The following is a 22,486-nucleotide window of genomic DNA, read 5'->3' on the forward strand; positions in this document are numbered from 1 at the left end:
CGTCCGGTTGTGGCAATATCGCAATTTCGCCGGCATTCCGAAAAGACCTTGCGCTCGTCTTCCGCGATTATCCGAGAAGCCCAGGCGTCTGCATGGTTCCTGTAAGTGGAGATCTGGATCCAGCCGTCGTCCCCCCCGGTGTGAATGATCCTGAGCATCGCAGTTCCCTCCCATGCGAGCTCTATCCGACGATCAGACCTGTAGATGCCTGGGCGCCTGTTGGCTTCGAACTGCTGCGGCGGGGAAGACATCGCGAGTAACTTGGCGCATACATCGGCCTGGCGCATCAGGCCCACTCCAACCGGGGAAATCTATCGCCGCTAGGCCGAGAGGTGCTGGCTGTCTACCCGGAGCCGCCGTCGCTCGCTGACCTACAGAACAAAGGCCGCGATCGTAGAGAGCTTTCGCGAGTTACATGGAACCCTCTGGCAACGCGCTTGCAAAGGCAAGGTGAAGTCGGCGCGGATCGGTCCCGTCGATCGGCAACCTCTCCTTGATCTCGGCGACCCGAACCACCTGGCTCTTGTTCTTTGAGCCCAGCCATAAATCCCCGTCGATTCAACGTCCCCGGCCATTGCCTCTATCATCCTCGCCATATGAGCAGCCAGCTAACCATTCAGCCGAATGACGCACGATCACTGCTGTGTTCGTCAAATTTGCCGGGCTGGTGGAACGTTGCTTGATCTGGATCGCACGCTGTGCAGCGACGCGCGTGGTTGGAAAGCGAAGTGGCGGAAATCCGACAGTCATTGCCACGTTACGTGCCCAACGGCCAGCAACGTTCCTTCTCGAAAACAGCGGTTTTCATGGAAATATTCTTTTGGCCCATCGCATTATTGAGTTGGGACAAATCACCAAAGGAGAATCCTTCATGAAACAACCAATGCGGTTTGTGCTCCCGCTCCTCATTCTCACTCAAGTGGCAAGCGGCGCCATTGCGAGTCATGCCGCAGACTTAAAGCGGTATGACATCACCAAAATGACCTGCGACCAAACACGGGCAGCGCTGCAGTCATCGGGGGGCGCCATCCTGCGTTGGCGCTCCACCAATATCAAAGGATTGCTGCGCTATGGGACTTACATAGATTCGGATCGGAGTTGCAGCGCGCGGCAGTTCAAGGTGAGGACCACGATCAAGACAAGTGATGGTCCCTGCCGGGTCGCTATGTGCAACCAGAACACACGCCCGCCGAGGCCAGCTATGTAGGCGTCGTGCAGACGAAGCACCCCACTCTGTCCGGCCCGACCTTTGCCATCTTTGCGATCCATCAGTTAAAGTGCAGCGAGCCCTGAGTCCAGCCCGTAGAATGTATCGGGTCCATGTGCCGGATCCAAGCCGATTCAACTAAATGTCAACCGTAGGGCTCCCAATCATCTACCGGCAACCCAATGGGAGTTGCGCATTAGACTACTGAAGTCTCTACGGCTGAAATGAGGATCCTTGTAGGCCAATACATCTGCCAAGCCGGTGCCCTGGGTGGTTTCAGGACGATGCTTAAGACTGTTGTAAAGCGCTTGCAGGAAATCCTCTGCGAATTGTGCCGTGTGCGGATAGGCCGCCTCGACGGCGTCCCGCTGCTCGGCGGTGAAGTCGTCATAACCGGCGCCTACAAGGTCCATGTTGGCACCTTCAGCAACAAGTGCAGCGACGGGAAACAGATGCGCGGAAATGCCATTTGTCGTGTGCAACGCGATCGCCAACCAGACTCTCTCGCTATCAGCCTCTGAAATGCCATGACTCCGCAAAAAATCGCGTGCAGCATTCGCGCCATCAACCTCATATCGCAAGTGGCTGTCTTTGTACGCAGCCGTCAGGCCGAAATCATGAAACATTGCCGCCACGTAAAGAAGTTGCGGGTCAAAAGCCAAACCCTCGCGTTTGCCAGTCAAGGCAGCCCAAAGATAGACGCGTGTGGAGTGCTGAAAGAGGAGATCGCCCTCGGTATCGCGAACGAATTGAGCTGCGTCGCGGGCCAATTTGCTTTTGGGAATTTGTGCGCCAGGAACCTCATGGACGGAGTTTGACCCTGTTTGGCCGATATTAGCCCGGAAAGTTTCGCCGTGACCGCCCATTGCGAAGACGATCCCGGCAATCAAAAAGCCGAGGGTAGTATAGACAAGAGTGAAAATTTTAGGGACTTTCATGGGTTTTACTTTCTACTTGCGTGTGGATCAAGCTGACCAAGATCCGTCATACAGACTGTTGATTAGCCGCCCGCCAGCGGCCAGGCGTCGTGCCAATAAACCTCCTGAAAACGGTCGTGAAGTGCGCCTGGGTCTGGAAGCCGACACTGAGGGCGACATCAACTAAGGAGCCGTTACCCTGTGCAAGCAGAACTTTCGCTCGTTCGATGCGTCTGCGAAGAATGTAGTCGTGGGGACGTACACCGGTCGCAGCGCGGAAACGCGAGGCAAAGTACATGCGACTGAACCCGGCCGCCCCGGCCAGGTCGGCCAGCGAGATGCATTCGTCGATATGCTCTTCAATGTAGGCCAGCGCGCGCTTTAGCCTCCACTTCTGCATCCCAACATCAAGTTGCTGCTCGTGCGAACGCAATTTAAGCCAGCGTGCAACAAGGGCGAGGCGGATGGCATCAGCGTAAACGCTGTCGCCGTTCTCGTCGCCCTGCGACTTGTCAAGGTGGTCAAGCAAATGTTTCATGACGGGATCAGCGAACTCGGCATCCGACGTGAGTGTGATTGGGAAGTCGGGACCGTTCGCATGTCGGTCGGCTGCCTCTGCCGACAGCGACAGCACGACCTCAATGTGCGGCAGGTCAATCCTGATGGAAGAGCCCGGGTTGACGTTTCGCAAAAGATGAACCGGCCTGGTCGGCATTACCGTACGGTCCGCCTTGCGCGACACGCTCGTCGCAAGAACGACCGCAGCAATGGGGGCACTTGTCGTAAGAGATCCAGTAAGGGAACGGACAGACATTGCTCGGTATCCTGCTTCATCCAAAATGATATTGCAGAGGTTGTGTTTGATTTGATTCGCGCCTTGCACGTTGCCACCCATCGCCCGGCCTAGTTGCGCCTGTGCCGATCGATCTGTCGAAATATCATGAAAGAATAGTTTGACGCTGAAGATACGCAAGTATACCGCTGTATTTCTTATAAGCTTGTAGGGTTGCAGGCTCATACCTCAGTATACTACTAGTTCCAGAGTGATTGCTGAGTGGAAAAGGTATTATCCACCCAGATCGATGGCAGCCCTGGGTGCAAGCGTCCGGAACAGGCGCTACTTGCTAAACGCCTTCTTGGTTCTCCAGCCACCGTTGATCTTTAGGTGCGGCAGTAGCGTAGCCGCGCTGGGCTATCGAAACGACACTAGGCCCCTAGGGGCTGCGAAATGGAAACGACCATTGCTACCACAGTCAGGAGACTTCGGCACCATTCAAACAGTGGGGAAGAACCATCAGTCAGTTCGCTCGCCCAGCCAAAGCGCTCTCGGGAGCCGTTTTCAGGAGGTCGCGTCGGGACAAAGCATCGTCATGGCTGACATTCAGGAGATCTGTCAGGGGGAGAATTTACCCGTGATCGCGTAGTCCATTGTTGACACATGGCCGGTCTCGAGAAACTCTTTGAGACGCTTGAGATTGGCGCGCAATTCTTTCGCCGGCGGCTTGCCGATCGCGCCAAGCACGGCTCTGCCAATCAGCCCGCCGGGCATCGACATCACCTCGCGCACCAATGTTGTATCGGCTTGCGGGCCAGGCGAGAAGGTGACATCCCAACATACGGACGCGGCCATCGAAACTGTCCGATACGCAACACGGCTGTTTGGCTGGTTGTCCGTGACGATAACGGTCCAGTTCAGTGCGAGGCCTAGCGGCGCTTGGACGGTCCAGCGAGAGGTAAAGTCGCCCACGACCTGGATCCGAACGACGTCACCCAGAAAATTCGGAAGATTTCGAAAATCGTCGTAGAAGGAGAAGACATGCTCGACGGGTCGCTTTATGACGATGCACTCGTCAATGGTCCCAAATGTTCGTCCGAAAGGCAAGTAAGTCATCCCGATGAATTCAGTTATTCCAATGGGAACTTAGGATAATACTGCAGAGATTCGCGCGTTGGAAGTTTGGTTCCTTGAATGCGAGAAAATCATCATTGAAGGTGCCAAACGTGCTGTCAGGCCGGTGCTTCATCCCTTGGTAGAATGTTTCTATGATCTCATGCTTGAAGTCGCCACGCGGATAAGCAGAGGTGACCCCGTAACGCTGCTCATCCGTGAAGCTATCGTAACCGACGCCAGCGACATCCATTCCCGCACCTGCCTGCACCAAGGCGATTTCTGGGTGCATGTGTTCCGGAATGCCGGGGGTTGTGTGAAGGGCGATGGCAGCCCACACTTTCTCGATATTCCTTTCAGAGATGCTGTGGCTCCGCAGAAATTCACGCGCGGCATTTGCACTATCAACTTCGAAGCGTAGCTGGCTCTCGTGGTAGCCGTGTGTGAGTCCGACGTCGTGGAACATCGCTGCCGTATAAAGCAATTCCGAATCAAAGATCAGATCTTTTTGCCGCCCTGCCAGAGCGGCCCAAAAATAAACCCGAGTGGAATGGCGAAACAGGAAATCGCTTTCTGTGTCCCGAATGAACTGCGTCACCTCTCTCGCCATTTTGCTGTCCGGGATGTTGATCCCTGAGATGTCTTTACCTGTCATGATTTCCTTCTCCGTCAAGCGTAAGGACGATCTTTCCTTTTGGCTTTGTCAGTAAATTCTCCAACATGAAGTGAGCCTCGCGCGCATTGGAGAGTGGCAGCACAGCACCCACACGCGTTTTCAGCATTCCATCGTCGATGAGGCGACCGATCTCTGCCAGGTGGTCGCTAGTGACATTGACCAGAAAGAACGCGGCTTCGATGCCAAGGCCTTGCGCAATATGTTGATCAGGAGGGGACACTGCCGAAATCAGCTTGCCGCCTCGACGAAGGACCTGAAACGAACGATTTTGTGTTAGGCCGCCGACCAGATCGATCACAGCGTCGGCATCTGCAACCTCTTCCTCAAAGCGTTGGACCTGGAAGTCAATCACAGTGTCCGCGCCGAGCTTGCGCAACAAGGGGATGTCATCCGTTGCTGCGGTCCCGATTGTTCGCAGGCCGGCACGACGGGCCAGCTGAATCGCATAAGCTCCAACGTTTCCTGCTGCCCCGTGAATGACCACCGATTGGCCTGCTTTGAGTTGGGCTTGATCAAACAATGCTTGCCATGCCGTGACGGCAACGACAGGGACAGAGGCAGCCTCAATGTAGGTTAGCGACTTGGGTTTCCTCGAGATCATCGATACGGAGGCCAGAGCATACTCGGCATAGGCGCCGATAAACCGGGGATTCGTAACCCCATAGATCTGATCCCCAACTCTCAGGTCCGATACCCCTGGGCCCATGGCGACGATTTCACCAGACAGATCAGAGCCTGGAGTAAGGGGGAGTGGCTGCGGCAAAGCGCTATTGCCGGCCCTAATCCAACCATCCCATGGACCAACGCCGGCGGCTCCAACTTTGACGAGGGCCTCACCAGGACCGGGATTGGGCCGAGGGACTCGCTCGAATTTCATAACGCTTGGAGGCCCGAACTCATGAACGCGCCAAGCCATCATTGATGAGCGAGTCTGGTTCTCGCTGCCTTGGGGAGCGATGCTGTTATGGGTCACACTATGTTCCTTGCGCTATCGCGTCAGGCCTTTTATCCTCTTCCTACTTCTGGTCCGGCGTAGTGAGGGGATTATCCTCGGAATCGACGACGAAGACTGCCAACAGGCTGGCAGGGTCCTTGTCACTTGCGTTCTCGCTGATCCTGTGACGCGAGCCGGGCGCCTCGTAGAACCCTTCGCCGACCTGGTAGACTCTAATGGGCTCGTCGTTGACCTGGCTGCGAATAGCACCTGACAACACGTGAGCATAAACGAAGGCCGACTGGGCATGGTGATGGGCCGGCGATTTAGCGCCTGGAGGATAGGTCACGACGACGGCAACCATGCGCTTTCCTTTCGCGTTCGGGATTACATGCTCGAAGACGACGCTCACCTTCTCCACATTCTGCGCAAACCCCGGTGAAATCGCTAATGCCAGCGCCGCCAACACCAGCCCCGAGAACCCCGTTCGAGTTACTTTTTTCATTGCTTTGTCATCGTGCTTGAAGCACGGCGGTCTCGCAACATTGCAATACATAGATTCACTCATCTGATTTCTCCTGAGAAGCATCGAGCGTTCGACCGATCGGCAGCGCTGATTGTATGGCCCATTCTGATCGGTCTGCTTTGAAGAGCCCCGCCACAAGGAAATGCGTGTGCCGTAATTGCGGCTCCAAGCCTTCGTTAGCCTTTTGTTCCGGCTGCTGCTTTTCTGAAATTGCCGGGAACATTCGCTTGTTGCTGCATAACGGATGCAGCTTGCACGCAGTTCTTCAGTGTGGAGCGCAGCACACCTAAGATTTCGAACGCTACTTCTCCATTCTGCCGTTGAGGTCCGGCAGTGATTTCCGATCTGCCGACGCCCGATCAGTGCACCTATTGCTTGAGACGGGGACTCTGACGACACCCACCAGGCGAACACCCGACATTTGATGATCACATGGATTCCGATATGATGCTGGACCCTGAGATGTGTGACCTCGCCGCGTCGTTTGCGTCGTTCAGTCTCAACGATGTGACAGTGGAACAGGCACGCCGCGATGCCCGCAACCATGAGCCACCGCCGCTTGATTCGATTGACGGCGTGCGAACCGAGGTTTTCAACGCGCACGTCATGCGGCCCGAAGGCGGCGATGTTCGCATCCTGACAGTGCGACCAGTGGGCCACGAGCCTCGTGGCGGCGTGCTCCACGTGCATGGCGGCGGCTATGTCCTTGGCCGCCCGGAACTGGCTTTATCGTTCCTGCAGCGGCTTGCCGTCCAGACAGGCTGTCTGGTCGCGTCGCCCGACTATCGCTTGGCGCCCGAGTATCCTTTCCCCGCCGCGTTTGTCGACTGCCTGTTGGCGCTGGACTGGCTGCGCAAGCGTCTCGCCCCGGGAAAGATTGGCGTGGTGGGCGACAGCGCCGGCGGTGGTCTCGCAGCTGCACTCGCCATCGCGGTACGCAACCAAAGGGGACTCCGCCTCGCGTTTCAGGTGTTACTGCATCCGATGCTGGACGATCGCACTGTCGATGAAGCCGAGGCCAATCCCGTCACAGGCGCCTATGTGTGGACGCGCCAGAGCAACCGCTTCGGCTGGGAATCCGTGCTCACTTGCGTGCCCGGCGGACCAGACACCCCCGTGATGGCGGCGCCTGCCCGGGAGGAGGATCTTTCACGACTACCACCAGCGCTTGTCCTGGTTGGCGCGCTTGATCTCTATCTCGATGAAAGCATCCGTTATGCCGAGCGGTTGAACCGGGCTGGCGTCGCGACCGACCTTCGCATTTACGCGGGAACGCCACACAACTTCCTTGCCGTTGACAGATCTCGCGTCGCGCAAGCCGCAGAGCGAGAGATAGTCGCGCACATCGTGCAAAATCTTGGTTAACCCCGCATTCAGGCGATTAGAATTTGCGCCAATCGCTCGAATTGCTCACGCGGATAAAGGCCAGCGATAAGGCGATCTGAGACGAACCATGCCGGGGTCCCACGAACGCCCAGTCTCGTCCCGAGTGCTTCAGACTGATCGACGAGGGCAAAAGCGCTGCCATTGTCGAGCGCGGCATGCATCGCCGTAATGTCCACGCCCGCTTCGGCCGCGTAGCGGTCGATGACCCCCTGATCTCCGAGGTCTTCACCCAGGGCGAAGTGGGCTGCGTAAAGTGTCCGTTGAAGTGCCGGGAAAGACTTCTGCGCGTGGCGCCGAGTCCATTCGGCCGCGGCCAACGCCATAAGGGTGTTGGGCAGGCGGTTCGGCCAGACCAACGGCAGGCCCGCTATTCGCGCTTCCTCCTCGATATATGCGTAAATGGCGCCGCTGCGCGCACCGACGGCACGCCCATCATGTGGAATGTCCGGATGAGCCCGGAACGGAATGTCCGCCACTTCGAAGCCGTAGCTTTCGAAGATCGTGTTGCGCTGCTGTCCGACATAGCAGAACGGGCACAGAAAGTCATACCAGTGGAGCACCCGGCGCGCTCCGCTCGATCCATCGACCGTCTGGAGTTCGGCCGGCGGAACTGCATCTGGCATTTCTTCCATGTGCGGCATCCTTCGACGGCCGCAGCGGCCAATGGCCGCCGCGCCTTTAACGCGACGAAACTCAGCCAGTACTAAGGAACTGACTACTCCCAGGTCTCCGCTGAAAGCCGCAAATCCGCAATGCGCAAATGAGAACTCGGAAACCGTTTCAGCAATAGCCGACTGTTTTTCGCAATTTGAAAAAAGCAGATGCTGCCCGGCAGGCTTAGTACTCGCTACGCTATGACGGAACGAACACGCAAAAGGTTGCTCAGTAGTCGATCTCCCCGGATTGAACGGAGACGAAGATGATCGAAGATCACAGCTCAGAGGCACTATCGAGTGGCGTCCGGTCTTTCGGACCGGATCGCCGCACGATTCTCATCGCCGGCGCAAGCATCGCCAGCGCGAGCAGGCTGGCGGGGTTTTTGAACGCGCCGAGCGGCGTCGAAGCCCAAAGCAATACCGTCGCTGTCGGGGCTGTAGGGGATGATGTCGTGTCCATAGCGGTGCGCGTGAACGGTCGGTCCCAGACCATCGCTCTAGATCCGCGTACATCACTGCTCGATCTCCTGCGCGAGTGCCTGGCGCTCAACGGCGCTAAGAAGGGCTGTGACCATGGACAGTGCGGCGCGTGCACGGTCCACCTCGACGGACGTCGCGTTGTCTCGTGCCTGACGCCGGCTGTTCAGGTTGATGGGCGGGAGGTCATGACAATCGAAGGATTGACCGATGGCGACAACGGCCTCCATCCAATGCAGCAGGCCTTCATCGATCATGATGCATTGCAGTGCGGCTATTGCACGCCGGGTCAGATCATGGCGGCCGTGGCCTGTGTCCACGAGGACCACGCCAACTCGCCCGAACAAATCCGGGAATACATGAGCGGCAACATCTGCCGTTGTGGTGCTTATGTCGGCATCGTCGCCGCTATCGAGGATGCCGCCATGAAGATGCGAGGGGCGTGAGCCATGCTACCTTTTACCTACACGCGAGCGACGACTTCAGCGGATGCAGTCCGGGCCGGTACGGTTGATGGCGGGCGCGGCACGCGTTTCCTGGCCGGGGGCACGACGCTTTACGATCTGATGAAGCTCAACATCGAGACGCCGACCAGCGTCGTGGATATCACCGGCCTGACGGATCTGGAAGGCATCGATACCGTCGGACCTGAACTGGTCTTCGGCGCCTTGGCTCGAATGAGCGATGTGGCGGCCCATCCACAGATCGTGGCGGAATATCCGGCACTCTCGGAATCGCTCTGGCGGGCTGCCTCGCAGCAGCTCCGCAACATGGCAAGGCTGGGCGGGAACCTTCTGCAGCGTACACGCTGTGCCTATTTCCGCGGCGGCGAGCCTTTCCCCTGCAACAAGCGCAAGCCAGGTAGCGGCTGTGCCGCTCAGCAAGGCATCGACCGCGGCCATGCGGTGCTGGGCGGGAGCGATGCCTGCGTTGCCGTCTATCCGGGCGACCTCGCGATTGCGCTCGTCGCCTTCGACGCCAGGATTGATGTGCTCGGCCCAACAGGCCAGCGTAGTATCGCTGTTGAGGAGCTTCATCGTGAGCCGGGCACTACCCCCGAGATCGAGACTACGCTCCAACCCGGCGAACTGATCATGCGTATCCGTGTACCCAAGACGGCGGCAGCTCGGGCCTCGACCTATCACAAAATCCGTGATCGGGAATCCTATGCCTTCGCGCTTGCCTCGGCGGCAGTGGCGCTGGACATGGATGGCGACACCGTCCGGGCGGCGCGCATCGCCATAGGCGGGCTCGCTACGCGGCCTTGGCGTGCCCGTGCTGCCGAGCAGGTGCTTATCGGCAAGCCACTCACTCCGCAGATCGCCCGCGAGGCCGGCGACGCGGCGCTGCAGGGGGCAAAGCCTGGCCGTGACAACGGCTTCCGCATCGAGCTTGGCGCGCGCACGGTCGCCGACGCCTTGATGATCGCGAAAGGAAGAGCTTAAGCCATGAACGAGACGCCATTTCCAGACATCCCTCGCGTCGATGCCCATGACAAGGTCCGCGGCCTGCCGATCTATGGTGCGGATGATTCTAGGCCCGGGATGCTTCACGCCGCCTTCGCCGTCTCGACCATCGGCAAGGGCCAGATCACCAACCTTGATACCAAGGCGGCCAGTGCCGTGCGTGGGGTGCGTCTGGTACTCACGCATGAGACGGTCGGGGGGGCGCGATCTGCCGGCTTTGTCATGGGAGGCGGATATGGCTTCCAGAGCTTCCAGCCCATGCTGTCGCCGGCCATCGCCTATCGTGGCCAGCCGATCGTGTTGATTGCCGCTGACACGCTCGAGGCGGCCGTCGCGGCGGCGCATCTCGTCGAGGCCAGCTATGCTGAGGAACCCTTTAGCGTCACATTGGACGCCGAGGGCGTCGAGATCGTCAATCAGGCCGACACCCCATTGAAGAACTTCATCCCCGAAATTGCCGCGGGAGACGCCGACAAGGCCTTTGCGAATGCACCGGTTAAGATTGAGGCATTGTTCAACTGCCCGCCGCAACACCAGAACCCGATCGAACTGATCGCGACGGTCGCCGAATGGCGTGGCGACAAACTCATCATCCATGAGGGAACTCAAAATGCAGAAGCCATCCGTCATGGCGTGGCGAGGGCTTTGGGGATCGATGCCGAGCGGGTCGACGTGATCTCGCCTTTTGTTGGCGGCGGCTTCGGTCAGAAGAACTCGCTGCAGATGCAGACGGTGCTGGCGGCTGTCGCCGCACGTGCGACAGGGAGGGCGGTTAAGCTCGTCGTCCCGCGAGCGGGTGTATTCCATGACGCGAGCTTTCGCCCGGCGAGTCGGCACCTTATCCGTCTGGGTGCCGACAAGTCCGGCAAGATGTTGGCGGCTATCCACGAGGTCAATGCGCAGACCTCCCGGCACGACTTGTTTCCCGGAGAATATACCGCGACGAGCTCGCGCCTCTATGGTTTCGCGAGTTTCCGCGGAGCGGAGCGGCTCACCCGCACCGACGTGCAAACGCCTGGCTATATGCGAGCACCATTCGAGCATCCGGCCTGCTTTGCAATGGAGTCAGGCGTCGATGAGCTGGCCTACGCGCTAGGCCAGGATCCGGTGGCGCTGCGGTTGGCGAACGACACCACTACCGACGCAGCAACCGGCTTGCCCTTCTCCTCCCGCCACGTTGGCGAATGCTTGCGCCGCGGCGCAGAGCTTTTCGGCTGGGCGGAGCGCTCAGTGGCACCGCGATCGATGCGCGGCCAGAACGGCACCGAGATCGGCTGGGGGGTGGCGATCGGCGCCTATCCCGGCATCATCGTGCCAGCCATCGCGTATCTGAAGGTGACGGACGATGGCGAAGTGCTTATCAGCATCGGCGGCCATGAGATGGGACAGGGAATTCGCACCGCGCTTGCCAACGCAGTCAGCCGCAAGCTTGGCGTTCCCGCAGCAAGGATAACAGCCATCATAGGCGACACCCGCGCTGCTCCGCAGCACCTCACCGCCGGCTCTTGGGGCACAGCCTCCGCCATTCCCACAGTCGAGGACGCCGCCGAGGCCATGCTGAAGGCACTCGCCGAGCTATCGTCTGATGGCCTAGCCGGCCGCACTCCGGCTGAGATACTCAAGGCAGCGGGCCGGCCTTCGCTCGAAGTGGAAGTGCAGAGAAAGGCGCCCGGCCAACCCGATGCCATCTACGGACGCCTTCGCGCGGGACTGCCCTCCATTGGCGGTCCGGTTTATGGCAGCTTTGTCACCTTCAGTTACATCGCTCATTTCGTGGAGGTCCATATCGAGCCGGGCACAAGGCGCATCCGGGTGCCGCGCGTGGTCAGCGTCGCCGATTGTGGCCGTGTGATGAGCCCGCGCACAGCAGCCAGCCAGGTTCGCGGTGGCGTGGTGTGGGGAATCGGTGCGGCGTTGCGGGAAGCAAGCGAGGTCGATCCACGATATGGCGGCTTCCTGAATGCCGATTTAGCCGAATATGTCGTACCGGTGAATGCCGACATCGGCAGCATCGAAGCGGTGTTCATCGACAACCCCGATACGACCTTCAACAGCGCCGGGGTAAAGGGGCTTGGCGAGGTGACCATGACGGGCGTCGCGCCGGCTATCGCTAATGCGGTATTCCATGCCACGGGGCGGCGTCTTCGGGATCTACCCATCCGCATCGAACACCTGCTCTAGGTACAGCTTTGTAGGTCCGACGATATCTACAAGCCGCTCTACTCCTGCACCCTATACGCAGTTGGAGCGAAATAATGCGAGCGCTCGCCATCTGCACTCAATCCGCGCAGAGAGATCCTCCACCCCAAACTAAGGATTATGTGATGCCTTTTGGCAGATTTACCACCGAAAGTGGGATGACGATGAGAAAGACAGGGTCAGCTGTCGCGCGCGCAACGCGTCGCGACGTTCTGCTGAGCGCCGCAGCCGCTATCTCCGCAGCCAGTCTCCCCACCGCGACGTTCGCCGCATTGGACAAGTCCGCCCGGTTCACCAACACCACCAGCGAAACAGGAGACCAGAGTATGAAAATGAGCACGATCACGACGAAAGACGGCACGCAGATCTTCTACAAAGACTGGGGCTCGGGGCAGCCCATTGTATTTCATCACGGCTGGCCGCTCAGTGCTGATGACTGGGACAATCAGATGCTGTTTTTCTTTCAAAAGGGCTATCGCGTCATCGCGCACGATCGGCGCGGACACGGACGATCCACCCAGACCGCCAAAGGCAACGATATGGACACCTATGCGTCCGACGTCGCGGAGCTTGCAGCAGCGCTGGACCTCAAAAACGCAATCCATGTCGGTCATTCCACCGGTGGCGGCGAGGTGGTGCGCTACGTCGCCCGCCACGGCAAGGGCCGGGTCGCGAAGGCCGTGACCATCAGCGCCGTACCGCCGGTGATGTTGAAGAGCGAGGCGAATCCGGGTGGCACGCCGATCGAGGTGTTCGACGGTTTTCGCGCGGCGCTCGCGGCAAACCGCGGGCAATTCTATCTCGATGTAGCGAGCGGTCCGTTTTACGGTTTCAACCGACCTGGAGCAAAGGTATCGGAAGGGCTAATCCGGAATTGGTGGCGTCAGGGAACGATGGGCGGCGCACTCGCACAGTATGAATGCATTAAGGCGTTCTCGGAGACGGACTTCACGGAGGATCTCAAGAAGATCGATGTACCGCTCCTCATCATGCACGGCGACGATGACCAGGTGGTGCCGATCGGCGATGCCGCGGAACTCGCGATCAAGCTCGCGAAGAACGGTACGCTCAAGGTCTACAAGGGTCTGCCGCACGGCATGTTTGCGAGCCATGCCGAGATTATCAATCCGGATCTCCTTGCCTTTATTCAAGCATGAGCACTGGTGCGACGCTGACGAGCGGCTCTGAGGGGCGCTCGTCAGGATCAAGGCGAAAGGGAAAACGACGGTGAACGACCAGGATGTGAAGAAGCGGCGCATCGCGCCGTTACGGACGCCGAACACAATCGGGGCCAGTGCCACGCAAGACCTCTCCGGCGCGCTTAATGCGCTCCTGGCCGACATGCTCGCGCTATACCTGAAAAGCAAGAATTTCCATTGGCATATTTCGGGCCCGCATTTCCGTGACTATCATCTCATGCTGGACGAGCAGGCCGCTCAAATCCTCACCACCACGGACGCGATTGCGGAGCGGGTGCGTAAGCTCGGCGGTACTACGTTGCGGTCGATCGGTCATATCGCCCGGCTGCAACGCGTTTCGGACAATGACGCCGACTTCGTGACGCCGTTCGACATGTTGGCGGAGCTGCGGCAAGACAATGCGGAGATCGTTACCCGCATGCGGGAGGTGCATTCGCTATGCGACGTGTATGGCGATGTCGCCACGGCGAGCCTGCTCGAGCCGTGGATCGACGAAGCGGAAAACCGCATCTGGTTCCTATTCGAGGCAAGCCGACGGGTATAATATCGATACCTCGCACACGAGTGAGAGACATCCGGTGCTTGCGGGCATGTGCTATTCGAGACGCGTATGGTTGATATTGCGAGATGCAAGGCGGTCTCCCGGCTTCCTATGGCCAAATCACGAAGGCGCAAAAAACGCCTAGGCTAGGTTAACCGCACTTACCGAACTCGCCGCCGTTCGGCAGAAACTCAGAATTTCCGATTCCGGTACTGTTTGACAGGCGCGGCTCATTTTTAGCCACAAATCGCAGTACCTAAACGTCAGCACGGCGTTGATCGAAGCGCGGCCCACTCGAAACGCGCTTTGGCTTATCAACACCGGTCCCGGGGCGCGAAGCACGGAAGTTGACGCAAGTCGGATCACCTTGCTCGGTTGTGGCACCAAACGTGACGTGCCTCAGTCGAATTTGTTGGGGCGCCCAATCCGCCAAGCCGCAAAGTTGCCAGTCTGCCTCCTTTTGCTTGAGCGCATTCGGCGTCGCCAACGTGCTGCAATGCAACGAGCTGAACCGTGAGGGGTACAGATTTCGGCCGAACGGCACAATTTCATTGCTCGATGCGGTTAACTGACACGAGACCGCAAGTCTTTCTTTCACAATCTCCTGAATGCATTTTTTGCAGCGCCAGAAAGGTTCGCGCTAACGGCGTTGCGGCCCGCGCACTGGCGTCCTCGACAGGCGATGTCGCGGCCGCACGCCCGCTTATGCTTTCTAGCAATGGGTTCGGCGAACCGAAAAGACCGGGAGGTCGCATCCTCATTAAAAACGTTGCTGTCGATCTTTCCCGCGGTCGTCGATGGGATGATCGCCCAATCTCGAACAAAGGACCATACTATGGAAATCAAAACGATCTGCGTCGGTGCTCTCGCGCTTTCTGTTCTCGGCGGGGCAGCGTTTGCTGGCGCGCTCGATGAACCCTCCAATATGCAGCCGTTTTTTCACGATCACGCTATGACCAAAATGAAGACGAAGGCTGATTTCAGGGACGCCTGGTTCACGATGCAAAAGCATACCCAGGAACAAATGATTAAGGAATGCAATGACGCTGCTATGAGCAAGCCTCACGCTCCGTTCTGCGCGGAGCTGAACGCCCTGGGCCATCACAGCTAGACTCACGCCTGCTAGCGCACCTTATATGATGATTGCGGGCTGCGGCCCGCAATCATCCATGGGTTCTAGTTCTGGACGGCGCCCCCGTATCTGGTCACGACATCGGTCTGTTGGCCCTCGCTTAGGTCCGCGCCGTCGCTGCCGACCGGGCACGGGGCGCCGCCTTCGTCGAGATGCTCCAGGGCGATGAAACCTACGCAGCTGGAATACCGCCAGATGTTTTCGTTTCTTATATCCGGCGATGGGCTTCGGATCGGCGAACAATGCCGAGCGCGTGCCGAGGTTGCCGCCTAGCCGAGCTTGAAACCAGCGCCCTGAGGGCTGCCTGCGTTGCGGCTCAAACCACTTTGATCACCACGTCGACGTTGTTCCGGATTGCCTTGGAGTATGGGCACGCCTCGTGCGCGGCTTCCGCCAACCGCTGAGCGATATCGCGCTCCAAACCCGGCAGGCTGACATTGAGTCGAGCACTGAGGTAGTAGGCGCCGTCAGCCAAATTGAGGTCCACCTCGGCGTCGATTGCAGCGCCCGCCGGCACGGCAATCTTCATCTTGCGCGCAGCAATTCCCATTGCGCTTTCGAAGCAGGCAGACCAGCCAGCGGCGAATAATTGCTCAGGATTGGTGCCAGTCCCTCCGCTTTCTGGAGTAGAAAGCTTGACGTCCAGGTGCCCGTCAGAGCTGCGCGACGCCCCATGGTCACGGCCACCCGACGTATGCGTTCTGGCGGTGTATAGTACCTTCCCAATTGGGGTCATCTCGGATTCCTTTTTGAAGCTACACGAATAACTTGCTTGCAGGATCGGGAACTGTAGTTGGCTCAGGCGCTGCTCTCTTCGATCGGCTGCGCGTTGGCTGCCATGGCCGGCTGGCTGCTTCGGGACTTAACATGCCCAAAGATCTCGGACGCCGGCGATCACCTAATGAGCAGCTGCACTGTTACATGCCGATTGCCGCCTTAACTCGCTTCTGCGTAAGTGGCAGATTGCGGAAACGCTTCCCGGTTGCGTTCGAAACCGCGTTTGCGACTGCAGCCGCTGTCGGTCCCTGGGTTGCCTCACCCGCACCCAAGAATGGCTCGCCCGGACGCGGGACAAGATGCACAGAGACAAAGTCGGGAACGGCGCTGAAGCGCAATATCGGATAACTTGACCAATCAAGGCTCTTGATCCGGGTGCGATCAAAATCGACGCTTTCATAGAGCGTCCAGCTGATGGATTGGAGGATGCCGCCCTCGCTCTGGTTGATGATACCGTCCGGGTTGACAATCTCGCCACTGTCAATAGCGGCTACCGCCCGCCTGACCTGAACCCGGCCAGTCTCATGCTCCACGTCGACCTCGCAGGCTATTGCGAAATAGGAGGCAAGATTCTTGTACCGCGCAAATGCGAAGCCACGCCCGCGACCGCTGGGCAGTGCTGAGGACGACCAGCCGAACTGCTCGGCGGCCATCGTAATCACATCACGGGCGCGGTGATCACTTAAGTGCCTCAGACGAAATTCAACGGGGTCGATTGCAGCCACATCCGCAAGCTCATCCATGAAGCTTTCGATCGAGAAAACGTTCATGTAAGCGCCCAGGGACCGGAGCGCTGAAACTCTCACCGGCATGTCGCTCAGAAAGTGCCAGACGATATGCGAGCTTGGCAGGTCATATAGCGGAATTGAATTGCGGTCCCCACTGCCCTCAAGATTTGTCACCGCGGGCGGCCGAGCGAGAACGAAGGGCGAGGCGAGGTGGCGCGCCGGTAGTAGTGTGCCGGCCTCGCCCGGTCGGGTGGAATGCGGGTTGCTCCACACCTCGTAGTTCCAATCGACTATTCTATCTCCATCGAGCGAGGCCTTGGCTTTGGTCACCATCGCCGGACCATACGGTTCCCAGGCATGCTCCTGCTCGCGCATCAATTGCACGCGTACCGGCCGTGTGGGGACCGCCCTGGCGATGATAGCAGCGTCAGCCGCCACGTCGTCTGCGGCGTTGTGGCCGTAGCACCCGGACCCTTCGACATGAATACAGCGCACGCGATCGATCGACACACCGAGCATTTCCGCAATCGCGGCACGATCCGGAAAGACGCCTTGAGTGTGGGTCCAGACTGTCGTGACATCGCCGTCTAACAGGCCGATAGCGCAGGAGGGGCCGATCGATGCGTGCATCTGGTAGGGGCGTGTAAACGACGCGGAAATCACTTTAGCGCCCGCCGGCGCGGGTGATGTTGCGTTCTTAACAACTAGATCTGTTGCTGGTAACGATTGGATGGCCTCGAACAACCTAGTGGGGTCCGGTTGCGTTGCCGTCTCCTGCCACTTTGCAGCCAGAGCGAGGTGACGCATCGCTTTAATCGCTGTAAACTCTTTCTCTGCCACCACAGCAATAAAGCAACCATCGCGGACGATCTTGACGATCCCTGGCATCGCCTCAACAGCTGAAGTGTCCAGGCCGATCAGATTCGCGCAGGGACTGGGCGGTCGGATGACACGCGCGTGCAGCATTCCCTCCGGCCGCAAGTCCTGCAGGTATGCTTGACCGCCTGTAACCTTCGCTGGGATGTCGACGCGTGCGATTGACCGGCCCATTATCTTGAAATCTTTTGGGTCCTTGAGGCGAGAGGTCGGTTGTGCTTCGATGTGGAGAGAAGCTGTGGCAACCAGTTTGCCGTATTCCAGTCTTCTTCCGCTGGCCGAAACGACTGAGCTTAGTTCGGCATGTAGCTGGTCAGCCGGCACGTTTAGCTGCCGGGCTGCCTCTGCGATCAACAGGTCACGGACCTGAGCGGCAGCGTTGCGGATGGCCGTCCCGGAGTCTTGGATGGAGTGACTGCCAGCGGTGAAGCCCTCGTTTGGTGTCCGACCGGTATCTGCCGTAATCAATGTGAGAGCGGCGAGATCAACCTCGAGCTCTTCAGATGCAATCTGCCGGAGCGCGGTCTTGATCCCCTGACCCAGTTCGGCTTTCCCTGTAAATACTGTTACGCGGCTGTCGCGGTCGACTCGGATCCAGGCGTCCAGATAGCGGGCATTTTCGAGGCTCCCAGGAAGCCGGAGCTTGCCGATCGGCTCGACAGTCTCGCCGAGACTCTCCTGAGCGAGCGCGCGAGGCAGGAGCGAGAACGAGACCAGCAGAGCACCTCCTTTAAGCAATACTCGGCGGGAGATATCCGTCTGAAGTTCCCGTTTCATCGCCTCAAACCTTTCGTGGCGGAAGCGTGGTGGAAGTCTGCTTCAGCAATTCGGCCCCGCGCCTGATCGCTCGAAGGATTCGAAGATGAGTGCCGCACCGGCAGAGGTTAGGTTCCATATGGTCGCGTATCTCCTCATCCGAAGCATCGACATTCTTCCTCAGGAGGCATTCTGCCCGCATTATCATCCCCGCGATGCAGTAACCGCATTGAGCCGCCTGTTCGTCGATGAACGCCTGTTGCATCGGACTAAGTTTCTCCGGCGTGCCTAGTCCTTCGACAGTTGTCACTTTGCGTCCTTCGAGAACCAAAATCGGCGTCAGGCAGGAGAAGGCCGCTTCTCCATCAATCATAACCGTGCAAGCGCCGCATTGGCCTAGACCGCAGCCGAACTTAGCGCCATTGAGAGCCAACTCGTTTCGCAGCACATAGAGGAGAGGCGTCTGCGGATCACCCTCGAAGGCGTGACGGGTGCCGTTCACGATGAATTTGATCATGCATCTACCTCCCTCCGGCTGGTACCGGCGTTTGATCGGCACCGTCCGCTGAACGAATCCTCACCTGTGCCGACCCTTGTCTGGCAGCTTCGATAAAATCCGGGATGCCGCTCCACGCCGGCTTGCCGCTGAAGCGCTTGCGCAAATAGGTCAGCAGAGCGGCAACTTGGCCGTCTGTGAGCGACCCAGCCAAGCCCGGCATCATGCCACTCGGCACGGCCTTGGCCGCCGGTATGCCAAATAGGACAAGATTAATCGCGTTCTGCGGCGTTGTCGCATTGATTGCAGAGCTGAGATGAAGGTCGACGCCACCATAGGGAGGGGGTCTACGGCTTTGGTGGCAGGTGGCGCAGGCCGCGGCGTAGACCGCCCCGCCTAGGCCATTATTGCCGTCGAGCTCGACCGGAGCGATTTGAGAACCCGCTGACGCAGGCACCGAGCCGTTGCCTTTGGTGGCGGTTGCACTGGTGAGATCTGCGGCTTCTCCGGCCGTCGGTCGTGACCTCGTCCTCATTAATGAGGTCACATAGGTTGCGATCGCGCGGACATCGTCATGGGGCACTCTGGCGAGGTTCGCGATGACGGGTGTCATGGCTCCATATGCCACACCGTGCGTTTCGAAGGAGCCGTCTTCCAGGAACCGCGTGATGCTTTCGACGTCCCATGGCACGCGCGCTGGCGAGGCGGCGTTAATTGGATATGCGACCCAGCCCTCCGCTTCGCCGCCTGCGTATTGCTCACCGTTCTTTTCGGCGCCGAGAATGTTGCGTGGCGTGTGACAAGAGCCGCAGTGCCCAAGGCCTTCAACCAGATAAAATCCTCGATTCCAAGTCGCGTCTTTTGTCGAGTCCGGTTGGAATGGGCCCTCCCGAAAGAAAAGCATCTTCCAGCCCGCGAGTATCATGCGCAGATTGAGCGGGAACGGCAGTTTGGTTTCCGGTGCCCTCTGATGCACCGGAACGCGTGTCATCAAGAAGGCGTATATTGCTCGCACGTCGTCGTTCGTTACGAGGGTAAAATGGTCGTAGGGAAAAGCCGGATAAAGGTGGTTGCCTTTTCGGCTGACACCTTCGCGCATCCCACGCAAGAATGCGGCCTCCGACCAGCTTCCGATGCCCGTCTCAACATCACGCGTTATGTTAGGAGTGTAGATCGTGCCGAATGGCGTCCCCAGCGGAAGTCCGCCGCTGAATGGCTTTCCGCCCGGCGCGGTGTGGCAGGTGACGCAATCACCGATGGCCGCCAGTTCACCGCCGCGCGCGACAAGGTCGGGATCAAACGACGATGGTGCCGGCGGTTCTGTCGGAGCAATGGCGGGCCGCCATGCGTAAACGATGAAACCGACCGTGGCGATGGCAAGTGCGACGACAGCTGCGGTGAGAACCACCAAAGAACTATGCGTCCACGATTGGGCCTGGGCGTCCGGTCCGTGATCGGAGGTGGTCAAGGGCTTCCCAAATATCAGAGACCTCTCGGAACAATCGTATGATCGACTGCCATGCCAATCAAAACGCTGCCCCTGAAACATAATTCTCCCGGAGGGAAACTGCTTTGTTGTTGCTGCGGTGTTTGTTCCAGAATTGCTGAGCTTTCCAGAACTATGATTTTGTAGAGGATCTCGTCTGGTTTGGGCTACCGCGATCCGAACATCAATGATCGCTTGAATTGGCAATGCAGGCGAAAGCCAAAGGCCAACTTCGTTGACGAGAGAAGAGTTGCCGCGGCGCGGGCGACTTCCGACGCATCGGCAGCCCAGGGCGTCTCTAGGCATCGTTGCCCTCAATGGTATTGCTACCGGGCAGCCGCATGGGGGCAGTGGTTCATGCGGGCCGGTTCGACGAATTGTACCAAGCATCGCCCCGAAGCTCGAGGTTATGTCGTCGAAGTCGAGTGACAACGCCAGCGTTTCGGAGCGCACTGTCCTCTTTTCATCGCGGAAGAGACCACAAGGCTACAGCACGCGAGGGCCAATGTCGCAGCCGGAGGAAATGCGAATGCCCAGCGCCGGTCAGTGCTGGCCGGCTGCTCCCGCGACAGAACGTCCACCGCGCGCGAAGAGCAGCGTCACCGCCGCGAGCGCCAATACGACGCCCAGAACGGCGAAGGTGTCGCTAAAGCTCAAGACGAGCGCCTGACGTTTGACGATCTTGCCCAGGGCTACGATTGCGTCATGTTGCGCGACATCGCGATCAGAGACGCCATGCGACATGAAATAGCCGGTCATTTGGTCAATTCGCTGGCGCGCCGCGTCTTGGGAGAGCGTTACCGACTGGCCGATGACGTTGGAATGAAACTGCTCACGTTTGGTGATGATTGTCGCCAGCGTCGCCGTCCCGATGGCACCCCCAAGATTGCGCAGCATGTTGAACAGGCTAGACGCATTGGCGGCATCCTTGGCCGCAATGTCTAGTGTCGCTATAGCGGCAAGCGGCGTGAGGATAAGTGCTTGGCCGACAGCCCGAACGATATCGGGCAAGAACAACTGGTCTCCCGAATAATCTGGTGACATGTGAACGTTCATCAAGCAACTGATCGCGAAAAGAGCGATGCCGATCGCACCGATCCAGCGCAAGTCGATCAATTCCATCAGCCGCGGAACCAGTGGAATGAGGAGTAGCTGCGGTAAGCCGGTCCAAGCGAGAACAAGTCCGATCTGCTCAGCATTGTAGCCTTGCACCTGACCCAGATATTGCGGGAGCACATAGACCGTGCCGAATAGCGCGATGCCGACGAGGGCATTGGTGAGCGTACCGATCCCGAAATTGCGGTTCATAAGCAGCCTGAGATTAATGAGGGGCCTCTGAACGGTCAGCTCGATCCAGATGAAGAGCGTAAGGAAAACGGTTGCGATGAGCGCGAGCCGCACGATGAAAGGCGAGCCAAACCAGTCCTCCTTGTTACCCTCCTCAAGCAAGGTCTGAAGGCACGAGAGCCCGATCGCCATAGCAGCGATACCGGCCCAATCCCCCTCCTTCAGAAGCCTTAGCTGAATCGGCTGGCGTTCGAGTGTCGACCACAGCGCGGCGACCATCATCATGCTCGGTCCTGTGTTGATGAAGAATATAGACCGCCAGCCGTGATTCTCGGTGAGGTAGCCGCCGATGGTAGGACCGATCGCCGGTGCGAAGGTCACCGCCAGAGCAAACATTGCCAAGCCTGTCGGCTGCTGACGCTTAGGCAGCATCGTCACCACCATCGTGAAGGCCATAGGGATCAGCGCGCCGCCCGCAAAGCCCTGCATTCCACGCATGGCAATCATGGTGCCGAGATCATGTGCAAAAGCACAGGCCATCGAAAACAGGGCAAAGGCGATCGTGCTGGCGATCATGTAGACGCGGAAGGAGAATACCCGACTTAAATAACCAGAGAGTGGGATCACGACGATCTCGCCAATGAGATAGGAGGTCGAGATCCAAGCGCCATTGTCGAGGCCTGTGCCTATTCCCCCCTCAATATCGAGCAGCGAGGCGTTGGTGATCTGGATGTTGAGGACCGCCATGAAGGCGCCGATCATGCCGGCAATGATCGAAACCCAGGCCGCAAGGTTCGCCTTTTCTTTAGACCTCACTATCGCGGCCGCAACACTGCTTTCAGCTGCGGAAGTGCCCTCGAACATTCCTATACTCCT

21 protein-coding genes are annotated in these 22,486 nt (G+C 58.7%); 8 read left to right on the forward strand and 13 right to left on the reverse strand.

The window, feature by feature from the left end; all coding sequences use genetic code 11:
• Positions 1-643: 643 nt before the first annotated feature.
• Complete coding sequence (locus X739_RS1000000169470) at positions 644-1,207, forward strand: hypothetical protein (RefSeq protein WP_156939919.1); 564 nt, start codon at positions 644-646, stop codon at positions 1,205-1,207.
• A gap of 164 nt (positions 1,208-1,371) precedes the next feature.
• Here the strand turns inward: X739_RS1000000169470 and X739_RS143365 are convergent, their stop codons facing one another.
• From X739_RS143365 to X739_RS1000000169475, 7 genes are all read right to left on the reverse strand, one after another.
• Positions 1,372-2,145 (reverse strand): HD domain-containing protein, encoded by a 774-nt coding sequence (locus X739_RS143365; protein WP_023795454.1) that lies wholly within the window; start codon positions 2,143-2,145, stop codon positions 1,372-1,374.
• A gap of 46 nt (positions 2,146-2,191) precedes the next feature.
• Entirely contained in the window at positions 2,192-3,142 is a 951-nt protein-coding gene (locus tag X739_RS1000000167180) for an AraC family transcriptional regulator (RefSeq protein ID WP_023795455.1), read from the reverse strand.
• Between the two features lie 375 nt (positions 3,143-3,517).
• Positions 3,518-4,015, reverse strand: a complete 498-nt coding sequence (locus X739_RS1000000167185) for an SRPBCC family protein (RefSeq protein WP_023795456.1) — start codon at positions 4,013-4,015, stop codon at positions 3,518-3,520.
• Between the two features lie 10 nt (positions 4,016-4,025).
• Positions 4,026-4,667, reverse strand: a complete 642-nt coding sequence (locus tag X739_RS143360; RefSeq protein ID WP_023795457.1) for an HD domain-containing protein — start codon at positions 4,665-4,667, stop codon at positions 4,026-4,028.
• Entirely contained in the window at positions 4,657-5,607 is a 951-nt protein-coding gene (locus X739_RS0135060) for an NADP-dependent oxidoreductase (RefSeq protein WP_031252236.1), read from the reverse strand. The genes X739_RS143360 and X739_RS0135060 overlap by 11 nt, the downstream gene beginning before the upstream one ends.
• A gap of 97 nt (positions 5,608-5,704) precedes the next feature.
• A complete protein-coding gene (locus X739_RS143355) occupies positions 5,705-6,127 on the reverse strand; it encodes a cupin domain-containing protein (RefSeq protein ID WP_031252237.1) in 423 nt (140 codons plus the stop codon).
• A gap of 55 nt (positions 6,128-6,182) precedes the next feature.
• Entirely contained in the window at positions 6,183-6,371 is a 189-nt protein-coding gene (locus X739_RS1000000169475; protein ID WP_156939921.1) for a hypothetical protein, read from the reverse strand.
• A 221-nt stretch (positions 6,372-6,592) separates the two neighbouring features.
• On the opposite strand from X739_RS1000000169475, the gene X739_RS143350 reads away from it, so the two are divergent.
• A complete protein-coding gene (locus X739_RS143350; protein ID WP_198026156.1) occupies positions 6,593-7,513 on the forward strand; it encodes an alpha/beta hydrolase in 921 nt (306 codons plus the stop codon).
• An 8-nt stretch (positions 7,514-7,521) separates the two neighbouring features.
• Here X739_RS143350 and X739_RS143345 read toward each other — a convergent pair whose 3' ends face one another.
• The gene (locus X739_RS143345) at positions 7,522-8,166 is read right to left on the reverse strand and encodes a DsbA family protein (RefSeq protein ID WP_198026157.1); all 645 of its coding nucleotides are present in this window, start codon (positions 8,164-8,166) and stop codon (positions 7,522-7,524) included.
• 287 nt (positions 8,167-8,453) lie between these two features.
• Here X739_RS143345 and X739_RS143340 point away from each other — a divergent pair, with 287 nt between their 5' ends.
• The 6 genes from X739_RS143340 (at position 8,454) to X739_RS0135070 (ending at position 15,183) form a co-directional block, all read left to right on the forward strand.
• On the forward strand, positions 8,454-9,113 hold the full coding sequence (locus X739_RS143340; protein WP_023795462.1) for a (2Fe-2S)-binding protein: 660 nt from the start codon (positions 8,454-8,456) through the stop codon (positions 9,111-9,113).
• A gap of 3 nt (positions 9,114-9,116) precedes the next feature.
• Positions 9,117-10,112 (forward strand): xanthine dehydrogenase family protein subunit M, encoded by a 996-nt coding sequence (locus tag X739_RS143335; protein ID WP_023795463.1) that lies wholly within the window; start codon positions 9,117-9,119, stop codon positions 10,110-10,112.
• A 3-nt stretch (positions 10,113-10,115) separates the two neighbouring features.
• Entirely contained in the window at positions 10,116-12,314 is a 2,199-nt protein-coding gene (locus X739_RS143330) for a xanthine dehydrogenase family protein molybdopterin-binding subunit (protein ID WP_023795464.1), read from the forward strand.
• Positions 12,315-12,664: 350 nt separating this feature from the next.
• Positions 12,665-13,489: an alpha/beta hydrolase gene (locus X739_RS143325; RefSeq protein ID WP_031252240.1), complete on the forward strand. Its 825-nt coding sequence runs from the start codon at positions 12,665-12,667 to the stop codon at positions 13,487-13,489.
• A gap of 70 nt (positions 13,490-13,559) precedes the next feature.
• Positions 13,560-14,075 (forward strand): DNA starvation/stationary phase protection protein, encoded by a 516-nt coding sequence (locus tag X739_RS143320; RefSeq protein WP_023795466.1) that lies wholly within the window; start codon positions 13,560-13,562, stop codon positions 14,073-14,075.
• Positions 14,076-14,907: 832 nt separating this feature from the next.
• On the forward strand, positions 14,908-15,183 hold the full coding sequence (locus X739_RS0135070) for a hypothetical protein (RefSeq protein WP_031252241.1): 276 nt from the start codon (positions 14,908-14,910) through the stop codon (positions 15,181-15,183).
• 337 nt (positions 15,184-15,520) lie between these two features.
• Here the strand turns inward: X739_RS0135070 and X739_RS0135080 are convergent, their stop codons facing one another.
• The 5 genes from X739_RS0135080 to X739_RS143300 form a co-directional block, all read right to left on the reverse strand.
• A complete protein-coding gene (locus X739_RS0135080) occupies positions 15,521-15,940 on the reverse strand; it encodes an organic hydroperoxide resistance protein (RefSeq protein WP_031252242.1) in 420 nt (139 codons plus the stop codon).
• Positions 15,941-16,121: 181 nt separating this feature from the next.
• Positions 16,122-18,362, reverse strand: coding sequence for a molybdopterin cofactor-binding domain-containing protein (locus tag X739_RS143315; protein ID WP_023795469.1), 2,241 nt, complete (start codon positions 18,360-18,362; stop codon positions 16,122-16,124).
• Between the two features lie 4 nt (positions 18,363-18,366).
• The gene (locus X739_RS143310) at positions 18,367-18,858 is read right to left on the reverse strand and encodes a (2Fe-2S)-binding protein (RefSeq protein WP_023795470.1); all 492 of its coding nucleotides are present in this window, start codon (positions 18,856-18,858) and stop codon (positions 18,367-18,369) included.
• 4 nt (positions 18,859-18,862) lie between these two features.
• Positions 18,863-20,305, reverse strand: coding sequence for a cytochrome c (locus tag X739_RS143305; RefSeq protein ID WP_245273925.1), 1,443 nt, complete (start codon positions 20,303-20,305; stop codon positions 18,863-18,865).
• Positions 20,306-20,866: 561 nt separating this feature from the next.
• Positions 20,867-22,474, reverse strand: a complete 1,608-nt coding sequence (locus X739_RS143300) for an MDR family MFS transporter (protein WP_023795472.1) — start codon at positions 22,472-22,474, stop codon at positions 20,867-20,869.
• Positions 22,475-22,486 lie beyond the last annotated feature (12 nt).

The sequence above is a fragment of the Mesorhizobium sp. LNHC209A00 genome (assembly GCF_000502915.1).
Lineage (GTDB): Bacteria > Pseudomonadota > Alphaproteobacteria > Rhizobiales > Rhizobiaceae > Mesorhizobium.

What these genes read in the sequence shown, in the direction of transcription:
- X739_RS143345 (WP_198026157.1), bottom strand. Translation starts at nt 8,166, where the DNA reads ATGGAAGAAATGCCAGATGCAGTTCCGCCGGCCGAACTCCAGACGGTC.
- X739_RS143310 (WP_023795470.1), bottom strand. Translation starts at nt 18,858, where the DNA reads ATGATCAAATTCATCGTGAACGGCACCCGTCACGCCTTCGAGGGTGAT.
- X739_RS0135060 (WP_031252236.1), bottom strand. Translation starts at nt 5,607, where the DNA reads ATGATGGCTTGGCGCGTTCATGAGTTCGGGCCTCCAAGCGTTATGAAA.
- X739_RS143365 (WP_023795454.1), bottom strand. Translation starts at nt 2,145, where the DNA reads ATGAAAGTCCCTAAAATTTTCACTCTTGTCTATACTACCCTCGGCTTT.
- X739_RS0135070 (WP_031252241.1), top strand. Translation starts at nt 14,908, where the DNA reads ATGGAAATCAAAACGATCTGCGTCGGTGCTCTCGCGCTTTCTGTTCTC.
- X739_RS143335 (WP_023795463.1), top strand. Translation starts at nt 9,117, where the DNA reads ATGCTACCTTTTACCTACACGCGAGCGACGACTTCAGCGGATGCAGTC.
- X739_RS1000000169475 (WP_156939921.1), bottom strand. Translation starts at nt 6,371, where the DNA reads ATGTTCCCGGCAATTTCAGAAAAGCAGCAGCCGGAACAAAAGGCTAAC.
- X739_RS143360 (WP_023795457.1), bottom strand. Translation starts at nt 4,667, where the DNA reads ATGACAGGTAAAGACATCTCAGGGATCAACATCCCGGACAGCAAAATG.
- X739_RS143325 (WP_031252240.1), top strand. Translation starts at nt 12,665, where the DNA reads ATGAGCACGATCACGACGAAAGACGGCACGCAGATCTTCTACAAAGAC.
- X739_RS143300 (WP_023795472.1), bottom strand. Translation starts at nt 22,474, where the DNA reads ATGTTCGAGGGCACTTCCGCAGCTGAAAGCAGTGTTGCGGCCGCGATA.
- X739_RS143315 (WP_023795469.1), bottom strand. Translation starts at nt 18,362, where the DNA reads ATGAAACGGGAACTTCAGACGGATATCTCCCGCCGAGTATTGCTTAAA.
- X739_RS0135080 (WP_031252242.1), bottom strand. Translation starts at nt 15,940, where the DNA reads ATGACCCCAATTGGGAAGGTACTATACACCGCCAGAACGCATACGTCG.
- X739_RS143350 (WP_198026156.1), top strand. Translation starts at nt 6,593, where the DNA reads ATGATGCTGGACCCTGAGATGTGTGACCTCGCCGCGTCGTTTGCGTCG.
- X739_RS143355 (WP_031252237.1), bottom strand. Translation starts at nt 6,127, where the DNA reads ATGAAAAAAGTAACTCGAACGGGGTTCTCGGGGCTGGTGTTGGCGGCG.
- X739_RS1000000167185 (WP_023795456.1), bottom strand. Translation starts at nt 4,015, where the DNA reads ATGACTTACTTGCCTTTCGGACGAACATTTGGGACCATTGACGAGTGC.
- X739_RS143340 (WP_023795462.1), top strand. Translation starts at nt 8,454, where the DNA reads ATGATCGAAGATCACAGCTCAGAGGCACTATCGAGTGGCGTCCGGTCT.
- X739_RS143330 (WP_023795464.1), top strand. Translation starts at nt 10,116, where the DNA reads ATGAACGAGACGCCATTTCCAGACATCCCTCGCGTCGATGCCCATGAC.
- X739_RS1000000167180 (WP_023795455.1), bottom strand. Translation starts at nt 3,142, where the DNA reads ATGAGCCTGCAACCCTACAAGCTTATAAGAAATACAGCGGTATACTTG.